This window comes from Lyngbya sp. CCY1209 (assembly GCF_055795065.1).
In genome coordinates this window covers 56,958-69,666 of the sequence record NZ_JAYFER010000639.1, presented here as the reverse complement: position 1 = coordinate 69,666, position 12,709 = coordinate 56,958, and the positions used below count along the sequence as shown (strand labels likewise).

At 53.0% G+C, this 12,709-nt stretch carries 13 protein-coding genes; 7 read left to right on the top strand and 6 right to left on the bottom strand.

Annotated features, from left to right (window positions below; translation table 11 throughout):
- Window positions 1-2: 2 nt before the first annotated feature.
- The 3 genes from AC0QHF_RS25175 to AC0QHF_RS25165 all read right to left on the bottom strand — a co-directional run bounded on the left by AC0QHF_RS25175 (window position 3) and on the right by AC0QHF_RS25165 (window position 2,989).
- Entirely contained in the window at window positions 3-674 is a 672-nt protein-coding gene (locus AC0QHF_RS25175) for a hypothetical protein (RefSeq protein WP_324707014.1), read from the bottom strand.
- Between the two features lie 122 nt (window positions 675-796).
- Window positions 797-2,656, bottom strand: a complete 1,860-nt coding sequence (locus tag AC0QHF_RS25170; RefSeq protein ID WP_324707013.1) for a DUF3370 family protein — start codon at window positions 2,654-2,656, stop codon at window positions 797-799.
- Window positions 2,657-2,668: 12 nt separating this feature from the next.
- Window positions 2,669-2,989 carry a nucleoside triphosphate pyrophosphohydrolase gene (locus tag AC0QHF_RS25165; protein WP_324707012.1) on the bottom strand — a complete coding sequence of 107 codons (321 nt, stop codon included), beginning with the start codon at window positions 2,987-2,989 and terminating at the stop codon, window positions 2,669-2,671.
- A 398-nt stretch (window positions 2,990-3,387) separates the two neighbouring features.
- Between AC0QHF_RS25165 and pstS the strand changes: the two genes are divergently transcribed.
- Window positions 3,388-4,416: a phosphate ABC transporter substrate-binding protein PstS gene (gene pstS, locus AC0QHF_RS25160; protein WP_324707011.1), complete on the top strand. Its 1,029-nt coding sequence runs from the start codon at window positions 3,388-3,390 to the stop codon at window positions 4,414-4,416.
- Between the two features lie 319 nt (window positions 4,417-4,735).
- Here the strand turns inward: pstS and AC0QHF_RS25155 are convergent, their stop codons facing one another.
- Together AC0QHF_RS25155 and AC0QHF_RS25150 are read right to left on the bottom strand one after the other, a co-directional pair.
- Window positions 4,736-5,581: a hypothetical protein gene (locus tag AC0QHF_RS25155; protein WP_324707010.1), complete on the bottom strand. Its 846-nt coding sequence runs from the start codon at window positions 5,579-5,581 to the stop codon at window positions 4,736-4,738.
- A gap of 154 nt (window positions 5,582-5,735) precedes the next feature.
- A complete protein-coding gene (locus AC0QHF_RS25150) occupies window positions 5,736-6,221 on the bottom strand; it encodes a tellurite resistance TerB family protein (protein WP_324707092.1) in 486 nt (161 codons plus the stop codon).
- 161 nt (window positions 6,222-6,382) lie between these two features.
- Between AC0QHF_RS25150 and AC0QHF_RS25145 the strand changes: the two genes are divergently transcribed.
- The 6 genes from AC0QHF_RS25145 (at window position 6,383) to AC0QHF_RS25120 (ending at window position 12,388) form a co-directional block, all read left to right on the top strand.
- Window positions 6,383-7,051, top strand: coding sequence for a hypothetical protein (locus AC0QHF_RS25145; protein ID WP_324707009.1), 669 nt, complete (start codon window positions 6,383-6,385; stop codon window positions 7,049-7,051).
- A 217-nt stretch (window positions 7,052-7,268) separates the two neighbouring features.
- Entirely contained in the window at window positions 7,269-8,252 is a 984-nt protein-coding gene (locus AC0QHF_RS25140; protein WP_324707008.1) for a serine/threonine protein kinase, read from the top strand.
- Between the two features lie 238 nt (window positions 8,253-8,490).
- Window positions 8,491-9,645 carry an iron-containing alcohol dehydrogenase family protein gene (locus AC0QHF_RS25135; RefSeq protein ID WP_324707007.1) on the top strand — a complete coding sequence of 385 codons (1,155 nt, stop codon included), beginning with the start codon at window positions 8,491-8,493 and terminating at the stop codon, window positions 9,643-9,645.
- 188 nt (window positions 9,646-9,833) lie between these two features.
- Window positions 9,834-11,045, top strand: coding sequence for an aspartate aminotransferase (locus AC0QHF_RS25130; protein WP_324707006.1), 1,212 nt, complete (start codon window positions 9,834-9,836; stop codon window positions 11,043-11,045).
- Window positions 11,046-11,189: 144 nt separating this feature from the next.
- The gene (locus tag AC0QHF_RS25125; RefSeq protein WP_324707005.1) at window positions 11,190-11,645 is read left to right on the top strand and encodes a GUN4 domain-containing protein; all 456 of its coding nucleotides are present in this window, start codon (window positions 11,190-11,192) and stop codon (window positions 11,643-11,645) included.
- Between the two features lie 65 nt (window positions 11,646-11,710).
- Window positions 11,711-12,388 (top strand): hypothetical protein, encoded by a 678-nt coding sequence (locus tag AC0QHF_RS25120; RefSeq protein WP_324707004.1) that lies wholly within the window; start codon window positions 11,711-11,713, stop codon window positions 12,386-12,388.
- Window positions 12,389-12,549: 161 nt separating this feature from the next.
- Here AC0QHF_RS25120 and psbM read toward each other — a convergent pair whose 3' ends face one another.
- Window positions 12,550-12,663 carry a photosystem II reaction center protein PsbM gene (psbM, locus tag AC0QHF_RS25115; protein WP_324707003.1) on the bottom strand — a complete coding sequence of 38 codons (114 nt, stop codon included), beginning with the start codon at window positions 12,661-12,663 and terminating at the stop codon, window positions 12,550-12,552.
- Window positions 12,664-12,709 lie beyond the last annotated feature (46 nt).

Sequence of the window (12,709 nt, the reverse complement as noted above, 5' to 3'; positions counted from 1 at the left end):
AATTACACCAATTCAAAAGCCAATAACTTTTGTTTGAGTTCATCCCGCAATTCTCCCACCTTCTTTTTCTTCCCGTTGGTGGATTGCGAGATACCGAGGGATTTTAGCAGCGGTTTCGCCCGCATCAACGTCAGGCGATCGACATCTTCTAGGGATGCGATCGCCATCAAATTCACCAGGCGGCGGGCCGTTTTTAAATCCTCATTGCCTTGGATGGGTGTGGCAACGTTCTCGGTTTGAGGTGGCGGATATTCCGGGGTTTGTGTTACCGGCGGAGGGGGAGTGACTTCGGGGGGTTGAACGGATGCGATCGGTTTCGGTTCGGGTTCTTTTTCCGCAACTTCTTTGACTTGATTATTGTCAATTTTATCAACCGTTTCCACCGTCGGTTTTGTGGTTTCCGCTTCTGAAGTTGCGGGCAAATTTTGTGCGGATTTGTGATTGTTTTTGGGGACGGATATTGGTTTCGGGTATTCGGTTTTCAATCGGTGATTTTGGGATGCGGTGGGGGGGGTTTGATGTGGCTTTAGAGATGCCTTGCGATCGCCGTCGGATTGTTTGTAAAATAAGGCAAAGTAAGGATACATCCACGGCATCCATATCATGCCCATATAGGCGTAGGGCAAATAAAAATAAGCCATCATTTTCGGCATCAAAAGATAGTAGTTTAGCATCGGTCAATTCTGATAGATTAACTGCGATCGCGATCCCAATGTTTGGCAAGCGATCGCACCATTTACATTTCCGGCAATTCGTGCCGATTATACCACCCTTTGCCCATTCATCCAATATGTCTCTATCGGACAGTCCGAACCGTCAGGACTTGGGGCGGCGTAGAGTCGGGGGGGTAGATGAATTGTAGGCGGATACGGCGCCGAGACAGGGGTGGCATTTCCCAACTCAGCAGAGGCGAACCTTGCTGTCCGCGATATTGCGTCAAATGGATGTCGCGAGTCCGGGTATTTCCGCCTTCGTCTTCATAACTGAGGCGGACGGTGCCCCGGAAGAAAATGCGATCGCGATTTTTCAAGAATTTCAACTCCGTTTGAACGCCGTCAATTTCATTATTCTTAACCGGGGAAGAGACAATAATTTCGACGGTCTGGGTTTCGCTGAGAGAATTGTAGAAGGGTATAGTAATATCATACTCTACGCCGTAATTCGCATGGGCAAAATAAGCCGTGTCGGGATACCGAGACATCATCTTTGCGCTTTGAATCTGTCCGGTTCCCAGGGTAATTTTATGAATCGTTCCCAACACATAGGAAAACGCCTTTCCGACTGGGGGAAGACTCAAATCTTGGAACTCCGGCTTGTCCGTTAGCGTGGCTTCCCAGCGGGTTCCCCGAGACACGCCAGCCACCCGACTGAAGACAATCGGCAACACAATTTCCGGTTCCAATGGCGTGGGGGTCGCGTCCCTCGGTTTCGCCAAATCTCCCGTTTCTAATAATGCGATCCAGTCTGCCAAATTCGGCGGTTGAGAATCCCCCAATTTTATCAAATCTGCAATATGAATTTTTCCCGTTGTTTCCAATCGGATTAAAGTTGATCGCCCGTTGGATGCGGGGACTCCGGGAAGGGGAATCGCTTCGTTCATCAACAGGTAATTTTTTCCGGATTCGATGATAAATTCTGCCGGGAATTGTTCCATTCTTTCCCCCCGCAAAATCGCCCCCGTCGTGCGACTTCCCGGCCCGGAATAGATGTCGCCATCCGAATTATCTTTTTGTTCGGGTAGGTCGATAAATGGCGCGTCGGGAGTCCCCAAATAACTCGCCGCCGCCGACACCCGGACGGTGACAGTCTCCGCCGTGGGATTGTGGAGGAGAATGCCCTGGTAACAGGACTGCAATTCCGCCTCCGTTTCGGCGCGATAAATATGGTGAGAAAAAATATCGAATTGACCCTCGAAGGCAAAGTCGAGATGGGCGGAACCGACCCGCTTTCCGGCGGGGGGAAATGTGGAGAGTAAAATGCCTTCCGTTTTGACCAATTCCGGACTGTTGCTGTTGAAGGTAGGGGTATTATTTAACCCACCCGTCAGGGGCCGCAATTCCATCGGAATGACGTCGAATCCGACGATGTAGCGTCCGGGGATGACGGGATAATTTAAGGCCCGACAGAGTAGCGTGGCGACCTCTCCCCGGGTCGCGTTTCGGTTGGGATTGAGTTGTCGTAATTGCGGATAGTTGACCACCAGGGCGGCGAGGGTGGCGGCGGCGACGGGGGATTTTGCATAGGCTGGAATATCGTTGAAATCGTCATAAAATTGTTGTAAAATAGAATCAGGATTGTCGGGAATATCAGCTTTGAGATGGGCGGCTAAAACGACGATCGCCTGCACCCTCGGAATCTTCTGTTCCGGCTTGAAGGTGCGGTCTGGATATCCGGCGAAAAAGCCTTTTTCGGAAGCCGTCTGAATGGATGCGATCGCCCAGTGACTCCCGGGAACATCCACAAAATCGACGGCATTTTTAACCCGTTCCGCTTCCGGAAATACCCCACACATCAAAGTTGCAAATTCGGCGCGGGTGATGGGAGCGTCGGGGCGAAAGGTGCGATCCGGATATCCCTTCACCAGTTCCCGTTCTGCCAGTTTTAAAATGCCATTTTTTGCCCAGTGATTTTGAATGTCGGAAAAGATATTATTCATTTTCAGAAGATGTTATTCCGTCCACAATAACAGGATCTTCCGTTCAAACCCGCCCCGTTCCGCACGTTTTCGATCGCGTTCTAATCTGATGTCTTCTGCCGAGATGCCATGACTCTCCATCAACGCTTCCGCCACTTCCAGAAGATCCGCCAATTCTTCTCGCAATTTTGAATTTTCTGCTGTCCGGACTTCTTCCGCTTCTTCCAGCAGTTTGTTCCGCAAAGCATGACGATATTCCGAATCGGACAAAATTTGTGTCTCGCACTGACACCCGGCTTTCTGGATGATGTCCGGGATGCGATCGCGGACGAGTTTGTTATAGTATTGTCGCATTTTATGCCCTCAGTTTTTGTCTGTATTATTTTGACAGAAATTGACAAGCGATCGCAAGTCAAGGCGGAAACAGGGTTCATTCTTCTTTTGAGTTGTGAGTTGAATCCATATCAGTTGCTGGGGCGCTAAAGCGCAACAACGTATTTTTTTAACGGATCTTTTTGGGAGCGATTTTCGGATTGACCGAGATTGAAGAAAAGCTCTAATTTATGATAAAATTAATAATCCAGACAAAAAATAGACGGCACAGACTCGACCGATGTTGTATTTTTGTTGCGAAGGTTAAGGGCAGTTTAAGGGTGTAAAAAAACATTAAGCACCGCCTAGACGAATCGCAACTTTGGTATAGTTAGCCCAGATTAAATACGATTCTCGTTCCCCGGGAGGAGAAGACAATCATGGTGTTAACAAAACGAGTGCTTTCTGCCTCGATCGCGACCCTCGCCCTGGCATTTACCTCCGCCAGTTCGGCGATCGCGGTGACATTAAAAGGAGCCGGGGCATCATTCCCCGCCCCCCTGTACCAAAAATACTTTTCCGCCTTCAAACAAGACACCGGAATCACCGTCACCTACGACGCGATCGGCAGCGGCGGCGGCATCGATCGCTTCATCGCCGACAGCATTGACTTTGCGGGTTCGGACGCCCCCCCCAGTCAATCCCAAATCGACCAAATGCCCAAAGGTATGGTCCGCGTTCCCACCGCCGGGGGTGCGGTTGCCGTCGTCTACAACCTGCCGGGTGTTTCCGATCTCAAACTGTCCAGAACCGCCCTTTCCGATATTTTTTTGGGGAAAATCACAAAATGGAATGACCCAAAAATTGCCAAAGATAACCCCGGCGTCAACTTGCCCGATCTCCCCATCAAACCCGTGGTTCGGGAAGACTCCAGCGGTACCACTTTCATTTTTACCCGCCACCTGAGCGCCATCAGTCCCACCTTCAAAAATAATGTCAACGTCTCCACCGCTCCCAACTGGCCGGGAACCCCCCTAAAAGGTGCTCAAAATGAGGGTGTCGCCAACACCGTCAAACAAACGCAGGGGGCGATCGGTTACGTTCAAGACACCTTCGCCCGTCAACAAAATCTACTCACCGCCCAACTCGAAAATTTAGCCGGCGAATTCGTCGCGCCCAGCCTGGATGAGGCGAACCGCGCCCTCTCCCAAGTGCGTTTTTATCAGGATTTTAAAGCCGCAAACCTCCAAGATCCCGACGGCGGATATCCCATCATCGGGATCACCTGGCTGCTGGTGAAACAGCAGTATGAAAACCCCGAAAAAGCCGAGGCGGTAAAAGATATGGTGGGGTGGGTTCTCGGTCAGGGTCAAACCCTCAATCAAGGGTTAGAATATACCCGCATTCCGGAAGCGATCGCCAGCCAAGTTGTCGCCACCGTCCAGAATCAAGTCGCAGTCAATCCCTGATATTTAGTCCGGTTTTATCCTGATATTAAATCGGGTTAAATACTCAGAAATCGGCTCGTTTTGACATCGGGCAACCCGAGACGGTTGCCCCCACCGGCAATTTTAAATTCGTTTTTTTTATAATTATTAATGATTAATTCTTAATTGTTTTGACACCGGGCAACCCGAGATTGTTTTGACATCGGGCAACCCGAGATTGTTTTGACATCGGGCAACCCGAGATTGTTTTGACATCGGGCAACCCGAGACGGTTGCCCCCACCGGCAATTTTAAATCTGTTTTTTATAATTATTAATGATTAATTGTTAATGATTAATTATTAATTGTTTTGACGCTTTTGAGCCTCTTCTTGGGCGACATCCCGGTTGCGGCGGTACAATGCCACCCGATTTTGGGCGGTGGCGTGGCGGGGATAATCCGGGGAAACCGCCGCCATCAAATCCGCCGCTTCCCCCCATTTGTCGGCAATTTCAGACCATTGAGCCTCGGTATCCGCCCCTTTTCCCAAGGCGACGGCTTCCTGGGCGAGATCCACGGCTCGTTTGAACAATTCCTCGTCGGAGAGGGAGTCCAGCGGGGGACTCTGGGGGGACGAGACGCCGGGTTCCTGCGTCTCGAATCCCTCCGGCAGTTGCGAATTCCACCACTGATAGAGAGCAAATCCCCCGATAATCAACAGCAAACAGATGCTCATGCCGCCGATGAGCAACCCCCGCCGAAACTGCCGTTCTTCCCGGATGCGTTCCGTCGAATTGACTGCGATCGGGCGATTTTTGTTGCTTTTAAAATCCGCCATAAACTGTTGAATTGGGTTCGGCTGTCGGAGGATAATATCTTCGGACCACAGCAGTTGATTATCCGGGTCGCGGATGATATCTTCCAACCACAGCAACCTTTGATTTTGGAGGATGCGGCTGTTGACGCGGACGCGGCGAATATTTCGGGGTGCGATCGCCTCCAAAATCTCCTTTACCCGCCCCACCAAATCGGATTTTTCCAGATGTTCCGCCCGGTTCGCCTCGCACAACAATTGCAGGACGCCGCCCGAACACACCGCCCGAGTTTTCACCCCGGTTTCCGCGAGGCGATCGTTGAGCACCTGAATGATGGCGGCCACACTGCCCTGGTGAGCCTGCCGAGCAATATCATCAATTTGATCGACCATCTTTTTCCATATTAAATCCGGTTAATCTACCTCCCCCCTTATTAAGGGGGGTTGGGGGGGATCGGGGGTCAAAAACCCAATCTTATTAATCTGGCTCCCCCCTTACAAAGGGGGGCTGGGGGGGATGATGAAAGGACGGGTCAAAAACCCGATCTTATTTTCCGATCTCCCGAATAAATTCGCCCAACTTGCGGCTGATGGAATCTACCAATCCCTCGGAGTCATTGGACTGGGCGTCAACCCCGGCTTCGAGTTCCTTTACCCTCGCTTCCGGGAGGTTCAACAATTGTTTCAATTTCTGATAGGCGATCGCTTCATCGTCATTAATTTTCGGCTCGTCGGGAACCCGAGAACTCGATGCGATCACTTCATAACCCAACGCCAACACCAGTTCCCGTTCCTGCTGGGTTTGCAATTTGGGAATCGACTCCTCCAAGGGAATATTCTGCATCAGATAATCCCGCAGTTCTTGGGCGATCTGTTCCTGCTGCTCTCCGCTGGCGAACAGACTGCCGAATTCCCGCAGCATCACATCCACTTCTTCCTGAGCCAGTTCGCCATCGGCCCAGGCCATCGAAGCGACGACCCGCAGCAAGTTCATTTGGCGGGGGGTAATTGACGGAGGGGGGGGCGGTTGCATTGACATGGCCAATCTCACAGCGCGTCACCCCCCATCATCTCATATCCCGCCCGACTCGGAACATTATTTCAATCTCCCCGATCTCCCAGAGGGAAGGGAAACCATCCTTTTTCTGCGAAAGCTCTCCGTAAAATTACTTAAATCGGGGGTGCGATCGACGCTTGCAAAAGACAATTATCGACTTGTGGGATCGACATTGGCTCGATCGCATAATCGACTCTTTAAAAGTAATCGACCCTGACACAATCAAAAAAAATGTCCGGAAAGAGCGGGAAATGTATCCCAATGCAGACAACTCAACAATTGCCGAAAATTTGATTTTTGAAAAAGCCGTTTGGGCTGCTGGTGTCGGATTACTTTCAGGTTCTGTCTCCGTTCCCGCCGCTTCTTTTTTAGCTGATTTTTTTCAAACTACACCTCTTTTGATTCAACTTTGTTATGAAATTTCACATATTTACGGAAACGACCTAAAATCTTCGGAAGAGAAAGGAGAAATTCTGGCTGTCTTTGGACTTGCCTTTGGAACCAACACACTGACAGCGTTAGGGCTAGGTTTCTTGAGCAAGAACATACCCGCCCCAACTGGGTTGATTGACGCAACGACAAATCTAGTTATGTTTTTTGCTACAGGTTATGCAGCACGCGAGTTTTTCGCACTGCCTGAAACACAACGTCAACAAATTCTCACTGTTCCGGCTGAGTTTCAAAAATTCCAAGGCGAAGTTAGAGAATATGTCCAAACTCTCGTCTCTGACAAAGAGTCCATCAATCGCATTCTCGCACAAGCTTTGGAAACCTCTAAAAAATTGTCGTTGCAACCGGCAAACTAAGCAGTAACCTACAGTTTAAGAGAGCTACTCGACTAACACCCCCGGCTTCAAAATGCGGGGGTTTTCGCTTGTCATTATTAGTGACAGCGAGCGCGCATCAACTCCCATCATCTCATATTGAGACGGCGATCGCACTCCGGACAACTCAAACTTCCGTCAGTTGTCACTTTGCGCTAATTTAGGTTATGACAAATTGAAGAGATGATTTAAACCGATCATGGTCCAACCTCAACCGCAACCCGAACCCTCCCAGGTTCAGTCCCCGTCCCATCCCATCGCCGATCGCACCTTGGCGCTTTTATCCGCCCACTATCAAATTGTCGGATGTCTCGACAGCAACCCGTTCGACACGACATTTGAGATGGTTGTGGGAGAAACGCCGAAACTGTTAAAAGTCCTCAACCCCAAACCCTCCCGACAACCCAAAGCCGTCCGACTCTTTGAGGAAGAAGCCGAATTACTCAAAGATATCGATTCCCACCCCGGAATTCCCGAAATTGACGACACCCGTTCCCTGCAAGAAGAACTCCAAGAATCCGACCCATTTTTACATTACCTGATCGTCGAAAAAATGGAGGGCATCCCCCTCACGGAGTGGATGGAATCCCGAGGAGGGGAACCCATCACCCAAGACGTGGCGATCGCTTGGTTGAAGCAGATCGTAGAAATATTGGCGATCGTCCACGACCACAACTTCATTCATCAAAATATCAAACCCAAAAATATTCTCTTGAAACCGGACGGACAGTTGGCATTAATTAACTTCTGGCTGGAACGACAAAACTGGTCGGAACGGCAACAGGACACCTACGCCACCCGCATCGTCACCCCCGGCTACATCCCCGCCGAACAGACGAATTTGAACGCCTGCCCCCAATCCGACTTTTTCGCATTGGGACGGACTTTCGTCTATTTACTGACGGGCTATTCCCCCTCTCAAATTCCGGAAAGTCCCCGCAACGGCCGCCTGTCGTGGCGGCGGAAAACGTCCGATTTATCCCGGGATTTTATGGATTTGATCGATCATTTGATCGATCCCTTTCCGGGCAACCGCCCCCCGGATGCCGGGACGATCGTTCGGAAAATCGATAAAATTGCTGGAAACAATAAGTTCGGAAATGGTTTGAATTTGAAGGCGATCGCGGCTCGGGGCAACCGGTGGACGAAGGAAAAAATAAAAAAAATCACCGATCAATTTTAGGTCAAAAAATCGGTTAAAAATCCTAAAAATTGCAGCAAAAAATCACCCATTCCTCGTTCACTCCGCCGAATTCATCAAAAAGTCAGACTTTCGGCTTTTGAATTTTGAATTTTGAATTTTGAATTTTGACTTGTGAAGGGGGCCGCGACAAAAATCTCCCCGTCCGGATCGGATCTGCCCCCACCCGGGTAAAATTACGCTAAAATCAAAAATTTAGTCACTTCTGCGAGGAGCCTCCATGCAACCATTATCCTCCCCCGACCTGTCCGCCAATCCCTGCGAACTCGCACCCCCCGCAGTGTTGAGCATTGCGCCGGCCCGAGTGATGCGGGGAATCGACGCGCTGGCGGCGGCGGGGGAGGCGATCGCGGCATTGGGCTCGAGTCCCTTAATTGTCGGGGGCGATCGCACCTTAGAATTGATCCGCACCCCCCTGCAACCGATCCTCGACCGCCACCCCCTGGAAGCGGCCTGGATTTCCTACCGTCCCGACTGTAGCGAAGCCAGTTTAGAACAACTCCAGCACCACTTCACCGAACATCAAGCCGATTTCGTCATCGGGGTGGGGGGCGGCAAGGCCCTGGACGCGGCCAAACTCCTCGCCCACCGGGTTCAATGTCCCATCGTCACCGTCCCCACCTCCGGCGCCACCTGCGCCGCCTGGACCGCCCTCTCCAACATCTATACAGATCGGGGGGAGTTCCTGTATGATGTGGGGTTAGCCAAATGTCCGGATCTGCTCATCCTCGACTACAGCCTCATTCAGACGGCGCCCCAGCGCACCTTGATCGCCGGCATTGGGGATGCGATCGCCAAGTGGTACGAAGCCTCGGTCAGCAGCGGACATTCCGAGCAAACCCTGATCGTGGCGGCGGTGCAACAGGCGCGAGTCCTGCGGGACATCCTGTTTCAAAAATCCGTCGCCGCCCTCAGCGAACCGGGCGGGGCCACCTGGCGGGAAGTGGTGGACGCCACGGTACTCCTGGCGGGGGCGATCGGGGGCCTGGGGGGGGCGCAGTGCCGCACCGTCGCCGCCCACGCCGTCCACAACGGCCTCACCCACCTGCCCGCGAGTCACAAAACCCTTCACGGAGAAAAAGTCGCCTATGGCATTTTGGTACAGTTGCGCCTCGAAGAGATGCTTCAGGGCAATCAACTCGCCGCCTCCGCCAGACAGCAACTCTTGAAATTTTACGGCATCGGCCTGCCCCAAACCCTCGCCGATCTCGGGCTGGGAGAAGCGACCCTGGCCCAGTTGCGGCGGTCGGCGGAACTGGCCTGCGGCGATCGATCCGACATTCACCGACTGCCCTTTAAAGTTTGTCCGGAATCGCTCATGGCGGCGATGGTGTCTACAACTGCACCGATTGAAGAATTAAAAATTAAAGGTTAACAATTTCCGGGAGAGTCAACTTTAACCCGACAATTAGGTTAAGTAAATCTACCGACCGGGCGATCGCGGATGCTCTCATTTGTTCATCTCTTTGACTCCGGCTCGGAACCGGTGAAATGGGCTTGCCGTCTGTCTGCTCTCCTGGCATACCCCCGACGACTCAACAACCTATTTACGACGGATCGAATATGACTTTAGATTGGATTAGCCCCGCAGATCGGGTCAAACAGCTTCCCCCCTACGTTTTCGCCCGATTGGATGAATTGAAAGCCCGCGCCCGGGAACAGGGACTGGATTTGATCGACCTGGGGATGGGAAACCCCGACGGCGCCACCCCCGAGCCGGTTGTGGAAGCGGCAGTGCAAGCATTGAGAAATCCCGCCAACCACGGCTACCCGCCCTTTGAAGGAACGGCGACATTTCGCGCCGCCATCACCAACTGGTACAACCGCCGCTACGGAGTCAGCCTCGACCCCAACAGCGAGGCGTTACCGTTGTTGGGATCGAAGGAAGGATTGACCCACCTGGCCCTGGCCTACGTCAACCCCGAAGACGTGGTGATCGCCCCCGATCCCGCCTACCCCGCCCACTTTCGCGGCCCGGTGATTTCCGGCGGGGAGATTTACAGAGTCCGCCTGAAGCCGGAAAACGACTGGATCATCGATCTGGCTGACATCCCCGATCGCATCGCGGAACGGGCGAAAATGCTCTATTTCAACTACCCGAATAACCCCACCGGTGCCACGGCGCCCCGGGAATTTTTCGAGGATCTGGTCGCCTTCGCCCACAAACACCAGATTTTGCTGGTTCACGACCTCTGCTATGCGGAGTTGGCTTTCGACGGCTACCAACCCACCAGCCTGCTGGAAATTCCCGGCGGCAAGGCGATCGGCGTGGAATTCCACACCCTGTCCAAAACCTACAACATGGCAGGTTGGCGCGTCGGGTTCGTGGTGGGGAACGCCCAAATTATCCAGGGGTTGCGGACCCTGAAAACCAACTTGGATTACGGCTTATTTGCGGCTCTGCAGTGCGCGGCGGAAACGGCCCTGAATCTGCCGGATTCCTACCTGCATCAGGTTCAAGAACGTTACCAATCGCGCCGGGATTTTCTGGTGGACGAATTGGCCCAGTTGGGCTGGAATATCCCCAAACCGAAGGCGGCGATGTACCTGTGGGCACCCTGTCCGCCGGGGATGGATTCCACGGATTTCGCCCTCTCCGTGTTGCAGCAGACGGGGGTGGTGGTGACGCCCGGAAATGCCTTCGGTGCGGGGGGCGAAGGGTACGTCCGCATCAGTCTGATCGCGGATTGCGATCGCCTCGCCGAAGCGGTCAAACGGCTCAAAGAGGCGAACATCCGCTATCAGCGGGAAGCGATCGCGACGCCGAGGGTTTAGGGGTTTCGGGGGTCTGGGTGGCAGAGGAACCGTGAATTTGATAGACCGCCGGGCGCGACGATCGCGGTCTGCGTATCGCGGGCCGTGTCGAACGCCTCGATACCTGCGGACTGTCTGCGGACTGTGAGGGGGGACGGGCGCACCATGCACCGTTCATCGGAGGGCATCATGAAGCGGAAAAAATTACTGCACTCGGCAGCCGCCATCTCGCTGTTGTCGCTGTTGTCTACCGCGATCGCCCTCGATCATTGGGGGCGGTTGGAATCCGAAGCCGACTGGGAGTCCAAAGCCGAACCCGACTTTTTGGAAACCGTCGAACTCGAATCGGCGGTGGGGATGGACTACACCGAACTGCGCGACTTGCTGGCGGCGGGGCGGTGGGAAGAAGCGGACGCGGAGACAAGGCGCCTGATCTCGGCGATCGGCAATCGGGAGGAAAGCTTCGCCATCGGGCTGATTGCCGGACTGCTCGGCGTCTACAACTTCCCCTGCGAAGACCTCCGCACTATTGATCGATTGTGGCTGAAGTACAGCGATCGCCGGTTCGGTTTTTCCGTGCAACTGGACGTTGATCGCGGGTTGGGGGGGACGGACGAATAGGACCGGGAAATTTGGATGCAATTTTGGGAACAGGTGGGGTGGAAACATTTTTCGGAGTTATCGCCGTGGAACGCAAATCCAAATCCAAGTCCCAATCCCAATCCCAACTCGGGTCCGCCTGCGGTTACTGGCAGGAGATACTGCTGCTGTTGATCATCGTCGCGTCGCTGGCCGTCCACTTTCTGATGTATGCCGTCGTGCGATGGGGCAGCTTCTCACAAGTCGGCCGCTGGCTGTCCCTGGCTTACTCTCTCGAAGGATTCATCCTCCTGCTCGCTTTCGCCGCCGCTCTCGTCTTCTGGGTTGGAGAGGTGGGATTGATTCTCCTGGATCGGGTGATGATTTCCCGGTGGAAGTATCCGCCACTCAAAACCCTGACTAAAATCTTCGGCATCCCCGCACTGATCGCGCTCACCTTCCTGGTGGCGGTTCCCGACATCGAATCGATGAAATTCGATCGCTCCGAAGCGGCTCTGTTAAAGTGCGCGGGAAACCCGTCGTCTTGCCGGGAAGACGATCACATCGGCTGGCTGCGCGTCCACTACATCTGGAAGGCAGGGCACAACCTGGAGGGGGAGGGAACCTGCGTCTTTTTCGTCACCGAAGAATTCTTCGGCGAGGCGGGCTACGTCTACGTCCCGGACGGCAAGGAAGCCTGCGTCCAGACCACCCGGTACATGGACTCTATCACCGCTTCGCCCGTCAAAGGCAATTGGTGGAAATACTCCGGCACCGTATTTTGACGCCCGATTGGACGTGACTGCCACTCCCGACCCGACTTTTCATCTGTACAGCCTCTAAATTCAACGAGGCGACTTTTTCAGACAGCCCTAAATAAAAAAGCGCTGGAGCAAATTGCCGACAGCGCTTTTTTTGGGGTTGATAAAAAAGGGAAAAATCAGGTTTACCCTTCCTTTCCTTCGCGACTCTGGGTCTGAATGTACAGAATCAGAAGAAATACGGAAGGAACCAGCACAAAAAGGATGCTGGCAACAAATCCGAGGTCATTAACGTCCATAACTATCCAGCCTTGTTAAAGCGACTATCACTTCCCCAGGATATCA